Below are 16,825 nucleotides of genomic sequence, written 5' to 3' on the forward strand. Positions count from 1 at the left end.
CCCACGAACTGTGAGCCGTGAAAGTTGCTATACCGCCTACTCAGCAACTGATTCGTTAACCAATTTAACTCGAACTAGATTCACGCAGAAGAGGTTCTTTACAAATAGTAAACAAAATTTGTGGGCGAAGAATTGATCCACCACTATTATTAGTAAGCGCAAAAGCCCCACCTACTAAATGTAGATGGGGCTCTATGATAACTTATAGGTACCTTAGTACTTGTAGTGCTCGGACTTGAACGGGCCGGTTTTTTCTACGCCGATGTAGGATGCCTGTTCGTCAGTCAGCTCGGTGAGGGTAACACCGAGTTTAGCAAGGTGCAGACGAGCCACTTTTTCATCAAGGTGCTTAGGCAGAACGTAAACTTCGTTCTTGTACTGCTCGCCTTTGGTGAACAGTTCGATCTGCGCCAGAACCTGGTTGGTGAAGCTTGCGGACATCACGAAAGATGGGTGACCGGTTGCGTTGCCAAGGTTTACCAAACGACCTTCGGAAAGAAGGATCAAGCGCTTGCCATCTGGATACTCGATCAGATCAACCTGCGGCTTAACATTGCGCCACTTGTAGTTACGCAGAGAAGCAACCTGAATTTCGTTATCGAAGTGGCCAATGTTACAAACAATAGCCATGTCCTTCATTTCGCGCATGTGGTCAGCGGTCAGAACGTCTTTGTTGCCGGTTGCGGTTACAAAGATGTCGCCCTCTTTCACTGCTTCGTTCATGGACTTCACTTCAAAGCCGTCCATGGATGCCTGCAGTGCGCAGATAGGGTCGATTTCGGTGACCATTACGCGTGCGCCAGCGCCAGCCAGAGACTGTGCAGAGCCCTTACCAACGTCGCCGTAACCAGCAACAACAGCCACTTTACCAGCCATCATCACGTCGGTACCACGACGGATACCGTCTACCAGAGACTCACGGCAGCCGTAGCGGTTGTCGAATTTAGACTTGGTAACAGAGTCGTTCACGTTGATTGCAGGGAATGGCAGGTCGCCCTTCTTCTGCATTTCGTAAAGACGCAGAACACCAGTCGTGGTTTCTTCAGAAACACCCTGAATGTTTGCTTTTACGCGGGAATAGTAACCTGGGTCGCGTGCGATACGAGCTTTGATAGTTGCGAACAGCGCTTCTTCTTCTTCGTTGGACGGGTTGTCCAGTACGGAAGGATCAGATTCAGCTTTTGCACCCAGCAGGATCATGAGGGTCGCGTCGCCACCATCGTCAAGGATCATGTTGGCGGTTTCGCCGTTGCCCCAGTCGAAGATTTTGTCTGCGTAGTTCCAGTATTCTTCCAGAGTTTCGCCTTTAACAGCGAACACAGGAATGTTTGCAGCAGCGATTGCAGCAGCAGCCTGATCCTGAGTGGAGAAGATGTTGCAAGATGCCCAACGAACTTCCGCGCCCAGAGCAACGAGGGTTTCGATGAGAACTGCGGTCTGGATGGTCATGTGCAGGGAACCTGCAATGCGGGCACCCTTGAGAGGCTGGCTAGCACCGAACTCTTCGCGGCAAGCCATGAGGCCCGGCATTTCGGTTTCAGCGATTTCGATCTCGGTGCGGCCCCAGTCTGCAAGGCCCAGATCTTTTACGATGTAGTCTGTGAAAGTGCTCATCAATCGTTCCTGATCGTGCTGCGCAGCGCTTCGGCAATACCCGACACCCATAGCTGCGCCTATGAAGGGAAAAATTCCAAATCGAGCCCCTTATAGCAAAGGCCCATCGCGGATGGCAATAAAGATATAAAGGTTTCTTTATATCATTTTCGCGCAAAGAGGCGCTTATACAACCAAGTCTTTGGCGCGATGTATGGAATCACTTGAGAAGATTGGAGAGGATTTCCGGCAACCCCTCAGGAAACACGGTCTCCTCGGTTGCTTGCAGTTCTTCGATAGACCACCAGCGCGCTTGCTGCAGCACTGTTTTTTCGTAGCCGATATGGCCGCTGCGGTCGATTTCCTTGCTATCGGTGCGTACGAGAAAGAAGCGTTCATCTGCTTCTACCCATTCCCCGTCCGGCAATGGAAAATGGCTTAGGCGCCGAAAAACCTCCGCGCCTACGGGAGTGTCAAAGCCTGTCTCTTCAAGCAGTTCACGCTGTGCGGCTTGCGCGTAGCTCTCATGAGATTCTTTTGCGCCGCCCGGACAGCCCCAGAACGTGCGCTGGACTTTATAGCCCTCACCAAAAACAAAATGGAAAAGCAGCACACGATCCTGCGAATCCAACACGAATACCCGCGCGCCGGGGCGCTGTGTCATTGTTGGCTTTGCGGTCATAGTCTGCCTAAAGAGATCCAGATAAGAAAAGAGCGGGACTAGTCCCGCTCACCGAACCCGTCTTCTACAAGATGGGTAATTGCTGCCATTGCTTCCGTCGACTGGTTGCCCGAGACGCTTACATGAATGCAGCAACCCGGGGAGGCTGCCAGCATCATAAGGCCCATAATGGACGTACCGCCTACGGTTTGTCCGTCTTTAGAGACCTCGACGTTTGCATCGAACGTTTCCACCAGTTTGACCATCTTGGCGGAAGCGCGGGCGTGCAAGCCGCGTCGGTTTACAATGGTAAGGGTCGCTTGAAGCGGTTCACCGTTTGCCATGTCTGCCTATCAACTCTGCCCTGAAAGGACCTGGCTGGCTACGGAGATGTATTTCTGGCCCGCGTTGCGTGCCTCTTCTACCGCTTCAGCAATTGGCAGTTCGTTGCGCACGCTTGCCAGCTTGATAAGCATTGGCAGGTTTACACCGGCAACAACTTCAATCGTGCCACCGTTCATCACGGAAATAGCCAGATTGGATGGGGTTCCGCCGAACATATCGGTAAGCAGCACAACGCCGGAGCCATCATTCACGGCTTCAACGGAATTCAGAATATCCTGCCGACGCTGTTCCATGTCATCATCCGGCCCAATGCAGATGGTTGAAACCCGCTCTTGCGGACCGACAACATGTTCCAGAGCCGACTTGAACTCTTCTGCAAGCCGACCATGGGTGACGAGTACTAGACCAATCATTCAATTCCCGTTGTGTTTTGACCAAGGCGTAACGCCTATTCTTTCGCCACACTGTGTTTCAACAATGAGCTTCGTGCAAGAAAAATCGGCACGGACGAAGCGGCGATTTTAGATTTAGCCGAAATCAGATTCCAATGCTTCTTCAGCAAGACGCACAGCTACCGCAAAGTTCTCTACAGGAATCGGCTGTCGCGGTAATTTAAGACCGCAAATCTGCGTCATCATTGCGACATCTTGCGGCATGCGCTCCAACTGCTCCAAGGGAACGAAATCCACAACATGACTCACAATTGCACGGGTAAGGAAAGGGCGCCGAACGATACCGCGTCCCCGAATTTCCAAAAGCCCTTGTATCGTGACAGGGGCGGTTGCTACCAAGCGGCCATTAAGTGCCTCAAGGTAAACACGATCATCGCTAACGAGGGCAGCGAAGTGCCCCCGTGAATTAGCGCGATCCATCAGTTCGTTGACGAGACCGGATTTACCAGAACCAGAGGGGCCTCTGACAAGAAGGCCGCGCGTTCCAACAACCACACAGCTTGCGTGGACTGCCTGATCGCGCTCACCTTCGCCTTTGGCCACCTTCTGCCCCATCCTCAATGCCTGACTGGCAATGTTACGATGAAACGGGCGCCGGTTTTGGCTTTATCGTCTTCACTCTTGGCATTATCGCTGCGGTTTTCAGCGGTAATGGTACCGTTGTGCGCCTGAACGATCTGACGGCAGATCGACAAGCCGAGGCCGGAGTTATTGCCAAAGCCCTCAGTTTCAGGTCTGTCTGTATAAAAGCGCTCGAAGATACGCTCCATAACATCGGCCCCGATACCCGGCCCTTCATCCTCAACCGTCACAACAATCTTGGACTGCTCACGACGGGCCGTCAGGTAGACCTTGCCACCTTCTGGAGAGAATGAACGAGCGTTATCAATGAGGTTATTGAACACCTGAGACAGGCGCTCACCGTTACCAACCATCTCGAACGGATGTTCGATTTTAGACGGAACGACCTCGATAACAACTTCCGGCTCCCCTTCCCTCGTGCGCTCGTTGGCGATTTCGGCAAGGGTACGCAGCAGCACAGCCAGATCAAAGCTCTGGTTCTCAGCTCGTGCCATTTCCGCATCGACGCGCGATGCCTCGGAAATGTCAGAGATCAGGCGGTCAAGACGACGAACGTCATGCTGAATGATCTCCATAAGACGGGCTCGCGAGTCCTCTGTCTTGGCCAGAGGCAAGGTCTCCACCGCACTACGCAAGGATGTCAGCGGGTTTTTCAGCTCGTGCGCCACATCGGCGGCAAAGCTTTCAATCGCTTCCATACGGTCATAGAGCGTATTGGTCATGTCTCTGAGAGCGCGGGCAAGGAAGCCGATTTCGTCGTGACGATCTCCAAAGTCTGGAATTTCCTCACGGGACTTGATCGAGCGCTGCACACGCTGTGCGGCCTCTGACAGTCTGCGAACAGGACCAGCAATAGTGCCTGCCAGCAGAATGGACAGGATGATTACAACGACCGCTGCAACGATAAAGATCTTGATGATCGCGTTTCGCTCAGCAGCAACGATGGCATCAATATCTCCGCCTTGGGTGGAGAGCAGCAATGTACCGAGCACAGCCCTAAAGCGCTGGATCGGAACGGCAACAGAGACGATCATCTCGCCTTTGTCAGACAAGCGCACAACGCTTGCCGGAGAGCCGGACATAGCAGCTTCCACTTCGGCGTATTTCAGGCCGTCGTGTCCGTCGTATTCATGATAGAGCGGCAGTTCTCCCCGCCGCATCCAGAGTTTGGCTTGTTGCCACAGGCCTTCCAGAAACGGTGTTTTCGTTTCTTCAGGGTGCGGCAGGTCAAATCTGAAAATCTGATCGTAGTCGTAGATCTTTCTGGAATCGAGTAGCAGCGTTCCGTCCGGATCGTAAATGCGGGCACGCGTTTTCGTCGGCGAAATCAATCGCCGCAAAACGGGGCCAACCTGCTCCGGATTGATCGGGAAGTCCAGATTAGAAAGACTGCCACGAGGGCTTAGGCTTTCCCCTGCCTCAAGGCGCAGCAATTGCTCGGGATCCACCATCACTGTGTTTGTATCAGCGGTGGCGGATGCGGCGATGGCACCGGCAATAATTTCGCCTTGAGTCAGCAGAGACTGGACACGCGCATCGATAAGACCTGCACGGAACTGGTTGAGGTACAAAATACCGACAACCATCGCCACAAGGCCTACGAGGTTCAGAACCAGAATTCGACGTGTCAAAGAGGAGAAGATATAGGTTCCAAGCAAACCGCCCCAACGCGAGAACACCCTACGGCGGACCTGCTTTCTGCGAAGCCAGCGAAACCGGCTTTTGCCATGACCTTCGTGCGCCTGCGTTTTACCGGCAGGTTCTTTGGCACTTTCTTGGGAATTGTCGCTTTCCAACATCTCGCAAGGATGCTTCCTAGTTTTCGCGGAAGCGATATCCTACGCCGTAGAGAGTTTCGATCATGTCGAAATCATCATCAACGACTTTGAATTTCTTACGCAAACGTTTGATGTGGCTGTCGATGGTGCGGTCGTCGACATAGACCTGATCATCATAAGCGGCATCCATGAGAGCGTTACGGCTCTTTACAACGCCAGGACGCTGCGCAAGGGCAAACAAAATAAGAAACTCGGTAACAGTAAGAACGACTTGCTTACCCATCCAAGTGCAAGTGTGACGCTCCTGATCCATAACCAAATGGCCACGTTCAAGGGTCTTGCTGGCTTCGCCTGCACTTGTGGTCGCGTCCTTGGCCTGAGCACGGCGCAAAACAGCTTTAACGCGTTCTACCATGAGGCGCTGGGAAAACGGTTTACGGATGAAATCGTCTGCGCCCATTTTCAGGCCAAACAATTCATCAATCTCATCATCTTTGGAGGTGAGAAAAATCACAGGAAGGTCAGATTTCTGACGCAGGCGGCGAAGCAGCTCCATGCCATCCATACGCGGCATTTTAATGTCAAAAATTGCTAGGTCTGGCGGGTCGTTTAAAAGCCCCTCTAGCGCAGATGCGCCATCGGTGTAAGCCTGAACACGGTACCCTTCAGATTCCAGAGCAATCGACACTGAAGTCAAAATGTTACGGTCATCGTCGACCAAGGCAATCGTCGGCATGGTTGGAGCCTTAATCCTTCTATCCTAGATTTTGGTTTTACTACAGATGCACAGCAGTGAGAACTCATAAGGTCGAAATAAGGCAAAAGCCTGTTTAATTACATTTTTTTCGCGTCAATGAATCACCATGATTTTATGACGAGTATATTTTTGATTTTCGGTCAACTCCATTGCAAATGACAAAGTAAAATTCACAGTTTGGTAAAACCAAAATCGATTTAAATTCTGATTTTTCAATATAAAATTGTTTTGCACTGAACTTCTTACTTATTCAATCGGTTTAGGTGAGTAAGGGCATCTTGTTGTAATTATGTTCTCATTATATGCAACTCATGAGTGGTAGGTGTAGCGAAGTTAAAACTTATCACTCGGCATTACTTATTAGGTCCACTTTGAACAGTGCATTACTGAGGGACAAGAAATGGCAGAGTTCGGTACTCGGAATTCCGTGGCAGGCAGTGAGATTTTTGGCTTTTCCGGCATCAATAATCTCTATTGGAACATGAAAGCACCCGAGCTCTATGAGTATTCTCTCTGCAAAGGCGAGGCAAATATTGCTGCAGGCGGTGCTTTGGTTGTCGATACCGGTGAGCACACCGGTCGCTCGCCCAAGGACAAGTTCATCGTAAAGGACGCGACCACCGAGAATTCGGTCTGGTGGGATAACAGCGCTGCAATGACCCCTGAGCAGTTTGCGCTGCTCAAGGAAGATATGATCAAGCATGCCGAGGGTATGGAACTGTACGCGCAGGATCTTTACGGTGGTGCGGATGCTTCCAGCCAGTTACCGGTTCGCGTTTTCACCGAATACGCGTGGCACTCGCTTTTCATTCGCAACCTTCTGCGTCGTCCGGAAGAAAAAGAGCTTCTCAACTTCGTTCCGGAAATGACCATCGTTGATCTGCCAAGCTTTAAAGCCGATCCGGCCCGTCATGGCAGCCGCTCGCAAACCATTATTGCCTGCGACTTCACCAACAAGGTCGTGCTGATTGCTGGCACCTCTTACGCAGGCGAGATGAAGAAGTCAGTCTTCTCCATGCTCAACTTCCTGCTTCCAGAACAGGGCATCATGCCTATGCATTGCTCCGCCAACAACGGCGACAGTGATGATGCGGCAGTGTTCTTTGGTCTGTCCGGCACCGGCAAGACAACGCTTTCTGCTGATGCTTCGCGCACACTGGTTGGCGATGACGAGCACGGCTGGGGGCCGAACGGCATCTTCAACTTTGAAGGCGGCTGTTACGCAAAGACCATCAACCTTTCCCGCGAGGCAGAGCCGGAAATCTTCTCCACGACCGAGCGCTTCGGTACGATTTTGGAGAACGTTGTGTTGGATTCCAACCGCGTTCCAAACTTCAACGACGGCTCCAAAACCGAAAACACCCGCTGCGCTTACCCGATCGACTTCATTCCAAATGCAAGCGAAGCCGGTCGCGCAGGTCATCCGAAGAACATCATCATGCTTACCGCTGATGCGTTTGGTGTTCTGCCTCCAATTGCCAAGCTTACCGGCGCGCAGGCTATGTACCACTTCCTTTCCGGTTACACCGCGAAAGTTGCTGGCACAGAAAAAGGCGTAACCGAGCCGCAGGCGACATTCTCCACCTGCTTTGGCGCTCCTTTCATGCCGCGTCACCCATCCGAGTATGGCGCATTGCTGAAGGATCTGATCGCAAAGCATGATGTTGACTGCTGGCTGGTCAACACCGGTTGGACAAGCGGCCCTTACGGCGTTGGCCACCGCATGCCGATTAAAGAAACCCGTGCGCTTTTGACTGCAGCACTGAACGGCACACTGAAGAACGGTGCGTTCCGCAAGGATGCGAACTTCGGCTTCGATGTTCCTGTTCTGGTTGCTGGCGTAGACACGGCGATTCTCGATCCGCGCGGCACTTGGGAAGATCCGCTCGCCTACGATGCGCAGGCAGCAAAGCTCGTTGAGATGTTCACCAATAACTTCCGCCGCTTTGAAGAGCATGTCGGTAACGAGGTTATGGATGCAGCGCCGGAAATCTATAGCGCCGCTGAGTAACAGCTCCTGAGCCTCTGAAAATTCAAGATGCGCGGTCACTCTGGCCGCGCATCTTTTTTATGTCCGCACGTTGCATCCTGAGCATTTATACCGATATCCTTAGCCTTCAGCCAAAAACTGGCGACCGAGCGGGGGCGACGGATGACGAACATGGACAGCATTTCCAAACCCACTGACACACTTGATGTCCTGGATATTGCTGTCGACTGGCTAAGCCAAGGTCGCCGCGCCGCCTTGGCGACTGTCACCCACACATGGGGTTCTGCTCCGCGGCCAGTGGGCTCTCACCTTCTCATTGACGATCAAGGTAATTTTGAAGGCTCGGTATCGGGTGGCTGTGTTGAGGCTGCCGTCATCACCGAGGCCCTAGACGTTATCGAGCGCGAAGCTGTCGCCTTTGTTGAATTTGGCGTTGCGGATGAGACGGCATGGCGGGTGGGGCTTTCCTGTGGTGGGCGTATTGGTGTGCGCATCGAACCGCTTTCCTCACCGTCGCTGGCGTCGGCCATAGAAGGATTGGCAGCTGCGCAAAGGGAGCGTAAAGCCGCAGCGATTATATCGTCCGTGAATGGTTCTTCAGCGCAACTGGTCTATAGCCCGAGCGAGGCCTCATACCCGACAATTGCCGATGAACTTACCAAGCGGTTCGTGAGCGGCAAGTCGGGCAGCGTGAAAACGGAAAGCGGGCATGAGTTCTTCCTGACCGTTCGCATTCCAAAGCCTCAGCTTGTTGTTATCGGGGCGGTTCATATCACACAGGCTCTTGTGCCGATGGTCGGCGCAACAGGCTTTGACATGATGGTTATTGACCCGCGCACAGCCTTTGCAACGCCGGAACGTTTTCCTGACACCCAGCTCAAAGCAGAGTGGCCAGAAGATGTTTTCAAGAACCTGTCACTTGACCCTTACTGCGCGGTGATTGCGCTGACGCATGATCCCAAGATTGACGACTACGCACTTATCTCTGCGTTACAATCTGACTGTTTTTATATCGGTGCGTTGGGTAGCCGGAAAACCCATGCCAGCAGATGCGAGCGGCTTGAAAAGGCGGGCGTTACACCAAAACAGCTCGCGCGCATTCACGCTCCCATTGGTGTGAACATCGGTGCGGCCAATCCTGCTGAGATTGCCGTATCTGTTCTTGCCGAGATTATTCTAGCGCTTCGCGGCCCAAAACCTGAGCCCAAGAGAGCAGAGGCGCCATGATTTACGCGGGTTTTGCTCTTGAAGATGCTGAAGGCTGCTATCTGGCCCATACATTGAAGGCCGGTGATCTCACATTGAAGAAGGGACATCACCTAACCGCAGATGACATCGCCAACCTTGCCGCCCAATCAGTCACAAAGGTTACCGCGCTGAAGCTTGAAAAGGGTGATGTTCACGAAGACCAAGCTGCAACGAGGGTAGCCAAAGCTGCACGTGGCGACGAAACACATACCCTGCCCGCCTTTACGGGGCGCATGAACCTATATGCAGACCAAGCCGGATTGCTGCGCATTGATGCGGACAAGATCAACAGCGCCAATAGCATATCGCAGGATATTACAATCGCGACCCTGCCGGATTTCGAAAAGGTTCTGAACGGGCGGATGATCGCGACAGCCAAGATTATTCCTCTTGCAGCAAAAGGCAGCGACCTTGCGAAGGTGGAAGATGCTGTGCGGGGCGCGATAAAGGTCGCGCCGTTTTCTGCCAAGCGCATCGGACTGGTGTTTACGGTATTGCCGCAGACCAAACCCTCTGTCCTCAGCAAAACCCGCAAGGTGCTAGAAGAGCGTCTTGCACCTTCCGGCTCTAGTGTGGCTTGGGAGGTGCAATGCGCACATGATCAGGGGGCTTTGAGAGAAGCTCTCGCCGACGTTGACAGCCAACCAGAATGCGATCTGGTGATCGTTTTCGGCGCATCTGCTGTTGTAGACGTGAACGACGTCATCCCTGCCGCTATTATAGATGCTGGCGGTGCAGTTGAGCATTTTGGCATGCCCGTGGACCCCGGCAATCTGTTGGTACTGGGCAACCTTTCTGGAAAGTTTGTTATTGGCGCTCCGGGCTGTGCCCGCTCTGCTCAGGAAAATGGTTTTGACTGGGTGCTTGATAGGCTTCTGGCGAACATACCCGTCAGCAGTCGTGACCTTATGGGCATGGGTGTTGGCGGTCTTCTAAAGGAGATTCATAGCAGGCCCCAGCCGCGTGAAACCAACACCGATCTACCCTACGAGCCGCAGCACAATATTGCAGGCCTTCTGCTTGCTGCAGGCAAATCCACGCGCATGGCACCGCATAACAAACTGCTTGCCCGCGTTGACGGCATTCCCCTCGTCCGCCGTGTGGCTGAGAACGCACTAGGAAGCGGCCTTAGTAGGCTTTTCGTTGTTACAGGACACATGGAGCAAGAAGTCAAAGAAGCTCTGGACGGGCTTCCCATCACCTTTATCGACAACCCATCTTTTGCTGAGGGCATGTCCACCTCCATCGTTGCTGGCGTTAAACACATCCTTGACCAGAGATACGCAGCAGCTGTGGTTCTGCTGGCCGATATGCCCCACGTCTCGGGCGAGCATATTGACCAGCTCATCAACCACTATGAGCCCGACAGTGACTGCCTGATTGGCGTCTCTTCGTTCGGTGGCAAGCGGGGTAATCCGGTTTTGTGGGATGCGCGTTACTTTGGCGAACTCACACAGCTTACCGGCGACATCGGCGGTAAGGCCCTTATCCAGAGCAACCGCGATCAAGTTTACCAAGTTGAAATCGGGGAAGCTGCTCGAATCGACCTTGATGACCAAACCAAACTTGAACGTATTGGTGGAGAGCTTGGACACTATTCCCGCCAAAAGAGCTAGTTTCCCTTAGCCTTTCGGGTGAAAGCGACATGCGTTGCTAATATTTTACTGAAGAGTGAATTTTATCTGCTTGGATAACTAGCTGATTATATGTAGTTAAATTAATTGTTCTCTTGATTTTGGGTCTCAAATTGCCGCAGTACGTAGGCATACGTAGCCCATTCCTCTAGAAATTCCAAAATCTGTCAGATAAGGTTTGTTGGTCGGCTGGCGCGACGGGATGTGGCGCAAGTATAAGAGGCCGATGTTCTCTTAAAACAATTGCGAGCGTTTCCCCCGGCATGCAGCCTTGTTTTTGGCTTGGCGCATGTAGCAAACGATAACCAAAAAACTCGCCTGACCGATAAAAAAGAAGGCAAAAGAAATGTCCGGTATCAATCTTCCAAGCACAACGCAGTGCAAATGGGCTGAAGGCGAAAGCGGAAACTACACTTTCCCATGCAAGAACCCACGTGGTGATGGCTCTTACTGCGAGTACCACGCAGCGATTGTTTACGAGACCCCTGAGCAGCGTAAAGCGCGCGCAGAACAGGCTCGTGCAGCAAACAACGCAGCTAAACGAATCGCCGCTTAATCAGCAACTGTCGATTCGACTTCAGGCTCCCATGAGTATTCTTGGGGGCCTTATCATTTGCAGGTCTGCCTGCTTGGCGCAGACAATAAAAAAGCCTCGGTCGTGACCGAGGCTTTTTTCATCTTTAAGCTTGATCGTGCCACCCTTAAGCGGCGATCGCTGCCTCGACTTCGCGAAGCTGCGAAAGGATCAAAGATGCTTTCTGCTTTGTGATGTCATCTTCGGCGTCAGCTACATCTTCTTCAGCATTTTTGATCTGCTGAGCAATGTAAGCCGCATCGATTTCAGCCATCGGAATCGCCTGTTCCGCCAGAACAGTCATGCCCGACGTGGATACGTCTGCAAAACCACCACGCACGAAGTACTCATGCGTGTCACCATTTTCCTCGGTTGCTTTTACAACACCTGGACGCATGGTTGACAGAAACGGCGAGTGGCCAGCGCCAACACCAAACTGACCTTCGGTTCCCGGGATGACAACATCTGTCACCACTGCGGAAAGCAGAAGGCGTTCCGGTGAGACCAGCTCAAACTGAAATGTTCCAGCCATTTAGCTCTTCCTCTGTCCGTCTCGCTGGCCGGCGCCCCTAAAGGGCCGCCGAACCAAGTCGCGTCTCAGCCCGAAGGCCAGAATTAAGCAGCGTCCGCAGCCAGTTTCGCAGCTTTCTCGATTGCTTCTTCAATAGAACCAACCATGTAGAAAGCAGCTTCTGGAAGGTGATCGTAGTCACCGTTAACCAGACCCTTGAAGCCCTTAATGGTGTCTTCAAGAGCAACAAGCTTACCAGGAGAACCGGTGAACACTTCTGCCACGAAGAACGGCTGGGACAGGAAGCGCTCGATCTTACGAGCACGTGCCACAACCAGCTTATCTTCTTCAGACAGCTCGTCCATACCGAGAATCGCGATGATGTCCTGCAGGGACTTATAACGCTGCAGAGTTTCCTGAACCGCGGTTGCAACACCGTAGTGCTCTTCACCAACGATACGTGGATCAAGCATACGAGAGTTGGAATCCAGCGGATCCACTGCAGGGTAAATACCCTTTTCCGCGATAGAGCGGTTAAGAACGGTGGTCGCGTCCAAGTGAGCGAAGGTGGAAGCAGGTGCAGGGTCGGTCAAGTCATCCGCAGGAACGTAAACGGCCTGAACAGATGTAATGGAACCCTTAGTAGTGGTCGTAATACGCTCCTGCATCGCGCCCATGTCGGTTGCGAGAGTAGGCTGGTAGCCCACTGCAGAAGGAATACGGCCGAGAAGTGCGGACACTTCGGAACCTGCCTGGGTAAAGCGGAAGATGTTGTCCACGAAGAACAGAACGTCCTGACCCTGGTCACGGAAGTGCTCAGCAACGGTCAGACCGGTGAGAGCAACACGAGCACGTGCCCCTGGAGGTTCGTTCATCTGACCGTAAACAAGTGCAGCTTTAGAGCCTTCGCCCTTACCAGCTTCTTTGTTAACGCCAGATTCGATCATTTCCCAGTAAAGATCGTTACCTTCACGGGTACGCTCACCAACGCCTGCGAATACGGAGTAACCGCCGTGTGCTTTCGCAACGTTGTTGATGAGTTCCATGATGAGAACGGTTTTACCAACGCCAGCACCGCCGAACAGGCCGATCTTACCACCCTTTGCGTAAGGAGCGATAAGGTCAACAACCTTAATACCGGTTACCAGAATTTCCGCTTCAGTGGACTGTTCCATGAAGGAAGGAGCTTCCTGGTGGATAGCGCGGGTGGTTTCGTGAACAATCGGACCAGCTTCGTCAACTGGCTCGCCGATTACGTTCATGATACGGCCAAGAGTACCGTCACCTACTGGAACGACGATTGGTTCGCCGGTGTCTTTAACTTCCTGACCACGGACGAGACCTTCGGTACCGTCCATAGCGATTGTACGTACTTCGTTTTCGCCCAGGTGCTGAGCAACTTCGAGAACCAGACGGTTACCGCCGTTGTCAGTTTCCAGAGCGTTCAGGATCGCAGGCAGTTCGCCGTCAAAGTGCACGTCAACAACCGCGCCAATAACCTGCGTGATCCGTCCGACTTGTGTGTCAGCCATCACTAAAATCCTCGTTTCAACTCGGTCAGAGCGCTTCCGCGCCTGCAATAATTTCGATCAGTTCAGTCGTAATCTGAGCCTGACGCTGACGGTTATAGGTGATCGTCAGTTTGTCGATCATCTCGCCTGCGTTGCGGGTCGCGTTGTCCATAGCGGACATACGTGCACCCTGTTCAGAGGCCGCATTCTCCAGAATTGCGCTGTAGATCTGAACCGCGATGTTACGAGGCAGAAGATCTTCAAGCATCTCCTGTTCGTTCGGTTCGTATTCGTACAGTGCACTTCCACCAGCTGCTTCTTCGCTCGCTTCCACTTTCAGGGAAGCTTGCTGGAATAAGCTGCTTGGCAGTCGGAACCTGGCTGATTACGGACTGGAACTGCGCAAAGAACAATGTGCAAACGTCAAACTGCTCATCGTTGAACAAGTTGATGACGAGATCGCCAATTGCCTTGGTATCGCTGAACTCAATAGACTTCAGGCCACGCAGCTCGATTTTTTCAATTACATACTGACCCATGTCACGCTTGAGCGCGTCATAGCCCTTCTTGCCAACTGTAACGATTTTGACTCGTTTACCTTCAGCGAGAAGACGCTTTGCATGCTCGCGTGCCAGTTTAGCGATGGACGAGTTGAAACCACCGCAGAGACCACGCTCTGCTGTGCAGACGAGGAGCAGATGAATCTGGTCCCGGCCTGTACCCGTCATCAGCTTCGGCGCATCGTCACGACCTTCGAACCCAGCAGCCAGGTTACCCAGCACTGTCCCCATGCGATCAGCATAGGGACGTGCGGATTCAGCGGCTTCCTGAGCACGACGCAGTTTCGCCGCGGCCACCATTTGCATGGCCTTGGTGATTTTCTGCGTCGCTTTGACCGAAGCGATGCGGTTTTTTAGGTCCTTAAGGCTCGCCATGGGCGCCCCCGTTCCTTACCGTTGCTTCGTTTAACCGAGAGTCTTGACGAATGCGTCCAGAGCAGCTTTCAGCTTTTCCGTCAAATCGGCGTCGAGTGCCTTCTTCTCCCAGATAGCTGCGAGAAGATCTGCATGGTCTGCACGCAGGAAGCGCAACAGGCCAGCTTCGAATTCACGAACAGCATCTACCGGACGGCCGTCCAGGTAACCGTTCACGCCTGCGAAGATAACAGCAACCTGCTCTTCGGTTTTCAGAGGCGAGAACTGAGGCTGCTTGAGCAGTTCAGTCAGGCGAGCACCACGGTTCAGAAGCTTCTGAGTGGTTGCGTCCAGGTCAGAACCGAACTGAGCAAATGCCGCCATTTCGCGGTACTGCGCCAGCTCACCCTTAATAGGACCAGCAACCTGCTTCATCGCCTTGATCTGCGCGGAAGAACCTACGCGGGAAACCGACAGACCAACGTTCACTGCAGGGCGGATACCCTGGAAGAACAGGTCGGTTTCAAGGAAGATCTGGCCATCGGTAATGGAGATAACGTTGGTCGGAATAAATGCCGACACGTCGTTACCCTGGGTTTCAATAACCGGCAGAGCGGTCAGGGAACCTTTACCGTGCTCTTCGTTCAGCTTTGCAGAACGTTCCAGCAGACGGGAGTGCAGGTAGAAAACGTCACCTGGGTATGCTTCACGTCCTGGTGGACGGCGGAGCAGCAGGGACATCTGACGATAAGCAACAGCCTGCTTGGAAAGGTCATCATAACCGATCACAGCGTGCATGGAGTTATCGCGGAAGAATTCGCCCATGGTGGTGCCGGAGAACGGAGCCAGATACTGCAGTGGTGCAGGATCGGAAGCCGTTGCAGCAACAACGATGGAGTACTCGAGAGCACCAGCGTCTTCCAGAGCTTTCACGAACTGTGCGACGGTAGAGCGCTTCTGGCCTACTGCTACGTAGATGCAGTAGAGCTTGTCGTGCTCATCGTCAGAAGCGTGAAGAGGCTTCTGGTTGAGGAAGGTGTCGAGGATGATGGCGGTTTTACCGGTCTGACGGTCACCAATAACCAGCTCGCGCTGTCCACGACCGATCGGAATCAGTGCGTCGATAGCCTTAAGGCCGGTAGACATTGGTTCATGAACGGACTTACGTGGCAGAATGCCAGGTGCCTTCACGTCAACGCGGCGGCGCTCGGTTGCCTCGATCGGACCTTTACCGTCAATCGGGTTACCCAGTGGGTCAACCACGCGGCCAAGGAGACCTTTACCAACCGGCACTTCCACGATAGCGCCTGTACGCTTAACCGTGTCGCCTTCTTTAATGTCACGGTCGCTACCAAAAATAACGACACCAACGTTGTCAGATTCAAGGTTAAGAGCCATACCCCGGATACCACCCGGGAATTCGACCATTTCACCTGCCTGAACGTTGTCCAAACCGTAAACGCGGGCAATACCGTCACCTACGGAAAGAACTTGACCAACTTCAGTCACTTCAGCTTCCTGGCCGAAGTTCTTGATCTGGTCTTTGAGGATTGCGGAAATTTCCGCGGCCCGAATGTCCATCAGCCGACCTCTTTCATCGCGAACTTAAGAGAGTTGAGCTTGGTACGCAGCGAAGTATCGATCATCTTACTGCCAAGCTTGACAATGAGACCACCGAGAATGGAAGGATCCACTTTCACTGCAATCTTAACGTTCTTGCCCGTAGAAGCATTAAGCGCTTCCTGAAGGGCAGCGGTATGCTCAGCACTCAGTTCCGCCACTGAAGTAACTTCAGCGGTCGCTTCACCGCGTTTAGCGGCAAGTAGGGAACGGAATGCGGCGATCATACCTGGAACGGCGAAGAGGCGCCGATTTTGGGCTACCAACTTCACAAAATTAGCGGTCAGGCCAGAGATACCGGCCTTTTCCAAAATGATATCTAGCGCTTTCGTCTGCGCATCTGCGCTGTAAACCGGGCTCTTAATGAGACGGCCGAGATCAGCGCTTTCGTTGATCAGCGCTTCAAATTGATCGAGACCCTTTTCCACTTCAGCGGTCTTACCCTGCTCCTCGGCAAGGTCTAGAAGAGCTGAAGCGTAACGTAGGGCCACGCCAGAAATGAGAGATACGTTGTCAGTCACTGGATCCGTGCTCTCCTGCGCGCTCAAAGGTTGGAAAACAAAAATTGCCCGATTTCCAACGCCTTGAAAAGGCGCACTTTATTCAGTTACCAGGACAAAACAGGATTGATTTGCCCAATAAGCCGCGAACCGCA

General features: G+C 52.9%; 15 protein-coding genes and 1 pseudogene. 4 read left to right on the top strand and 12 right to left on the bottom strand.

Annotated elements, in window-relative coordinates:
• Window positions 1-213: 213 nt before the first annotated feature.
• The 7 genes from ahcY to E1162_RS11235 all read right to left on the bottom strand — a co-directional run bounded on the left by ahcY (window position 214) and on the right by E1162_RS11235 (window position 6,147).
• Window positions 214-1,614, bottom strand: a complete 1,401-nt coding sequence (gene ahcY / locus E1162_RS11205) for an adenosylhomocysteinase (RefSeq protein WP_155130708.1) — start codon at window positions 1,612-1,614, stop codon at window positions 214-216.
• 199 nt (window positions 1,615-1,813) lie between these two features.
• Window positions 1,814-2,275 (bottom strand): NUDIX hydrolase, encoded by a 462-nt coding sequence (locus E1162_RS11210; protein WP_155130710.1) that lies wholly within the window; start codon window positions 2,273-2,275, stop codon window positions 1,814-1,816.
• Between the two features lie 38 nt (window positions 2,276-2,313).
• Window positions 2,314-2,598 carry an HPr family phosphocarrier protein gene (locus E1162_RS11215; RefSeq protein WP_155130712.1) on the bottom strand — a complete coding sequence of 95 codons (285 nt, stop codon included), beginning with the start codon at window positions 2,596-2,598 and terminating at the stop codon, window positions 2,314-2,316.
• A gap of 9 nt (window positions 2,599-2,607) precedes the next feature.
• On the bottom strand, window positions 2,608-3,012 hold the full coding sequence (locus E1162_RS11220) for a PTS sugar transporter subunit IIA (RefSeq protein WP_155130714.1): 405 nt from the start codon (window positions 3,010-3,012) through the stop codon (window positions 2,608-2,610).
• Window positions 3,013-3,126: 114 nt separating this feature from the next.
• Window positions 3,127-3,594, bottom strand: a complete 468-nt coding sequence (locus E1162_RS11225; protein WP_371311907.1) for an HPr kinase/phosphorylase — start codon at window positions 3,592-3,594, stop codon at window positions 3,127-3,129.
• 14 nt (window positions 3,595-3,608) lie between these two features.
• Complete coding sequence (locus E1162_RS11230) at window positions 3,609-5,432, bottom strand: sensor histidine kinase (RefSeq protein ID WP_155130718.1); 1,824 nt, start codon at window positions 5,430-5,432, stop codon at window positions 3,609-3,611.
• 16 nt (window positions 5,433-5,448) lie between these two features.
• On the bottom strand, window positions 5,449-6,147 hold the full coding sequence (locus E1162_RS11235; RefSeq protein ID WP_155130720.1) for a response regulator transcription factor: 699 nt from the start codon (window positions 6,145-6,147) through the stop codon (window positions 5,449-5,451).
• 421 nt (window positions 6,148-6,568) lie between these two features.
• On the opposite strand from E1162_RS11235, the gene E1162_RS11240 reads away from it, so the two are divergent.
• From E1162_RS11240 to E1162_RS11255, 4 genes are all read left to right on the top strand, one after another.
• Window positions 6,569-8,179, top strand: a complete 1,611-nt coding sequence (locus E1162_RS11240; RefSeq protein WP_155130722.1) for a phosphoenolpyruvate carboxykinase — start codon at window positions 6,569-6,571, stop codon at window positions 8,177-8,179.
• 141 nt (window positions 8,180-8,320) lie between these two features.
• Entirely contained in the window at window positions 8,321-9,385 is a 1,065-nt protein-coding gene (locus E1162_RS11245) for an XdhC family protein (protein WP_155130724.1), read from the top strand.
• Entirely contained in the window at window positions 9,382-11,022 is a 1,641-nt protein-coding gene (locus tag E1162_RS11250) for an NTP transferase domain-containing protein (protein ID WP_155130726.1), read from the top strand. The genes E1162_RS11245 and E1162_RS11250 overlap by 4 nt, the downstream gene beginning before the upstream one ends.
• 364 nt (window positions 11,023-11,386) lie before the next feature.
• Window positions 11,387-11,596 (top strand): hypothetical protein, encoded by a 210-nt coding sequence (locus E1162_RS11255; protein ID WP_155130728.1) that lies wholly within the window; start codon window positions 11,387-11,389, stop codon window positions 11,594-11,596.
• 145 nt (window positions 11,597-11,741) lie between these two features.
• On the opposite strand, the gene E1162_RS11260 is transcribed toward E1162_RS11255, so the two are convergent.
• From E1162_RS11260 to E1162_RS11280, 5 genes and pseudogenes are all read right to left on the bottom strand, one after another.
• Window positions 11,742-12,146 (bottom strand): F0F1 ATP synthase subunit epsilon, encoded by a 405-nt coding sequence (locus E1162_RS11260; protein ID WP_155130730.1) that lies wholly within the window; start codon window positions 12,144-12,146, stop codon window positions 11,742-11,744.
• A gap of 83 nt (window positions 12,147-12,229) precedes the next feature.
• Window positions 12,230-13,657, bottom strand: a complete 1,428-nt coding sequence (atpD, locus tag E1162_RS11265) for a F0F1 ATP synthase subunit beta (RefSeq protein WP_155130732.1) — start codon at window positions 13,655-13,657, stop codon at window positions 12,230-12,232.
• Between the two features lie 25 nt (window positions 13,658-13,682).
• Window positions 13,683-14,571 (bottom strand): annotated as a pseudogene (locus E1162_RS11270) (F0F1 ATP synthase subunit gamma).
• A gap of 30 nt (window positions 14,572-14,601) precedes the next feature.
• Complete coding sequence (gene atpA, locus E1162_RS11275) at window positions 14,602-16,131, bottom strand: F0F1 ATP synthase subunit alpha (RefSeq protein ID WP_155130734.1); 1,530 nt, start codon at window positions 16,129-16,131, stop codon at window positions 14,602-14,604.
• Window positions 16,131-16,691, bottom strand: a complete 561-nt coding sequence (locus tag E1162_RS11280; protein WP_371311908.1) for a F0F1 ATP synthase subunit delta — start codon at window positions 16,689-16,691, stop codon at window positions 16,131-16,133. Before E1162_RS11280 ends, atpA begins: the two co-directional genes overlap by 1 nt.
• Between the last annotated feature and the right edge of the window lie 134 nt (window positions 16,692-16,825).

Source organism: Pseudovibrio flavus (genome assembly GCF_009711345.1).
GTDB lineage: Bacteria > Pseudomonadota > Alphaproteobacteria > Rhizobiales > Stappiaceae > Pseudovibrio > Pseudovibrio flavus.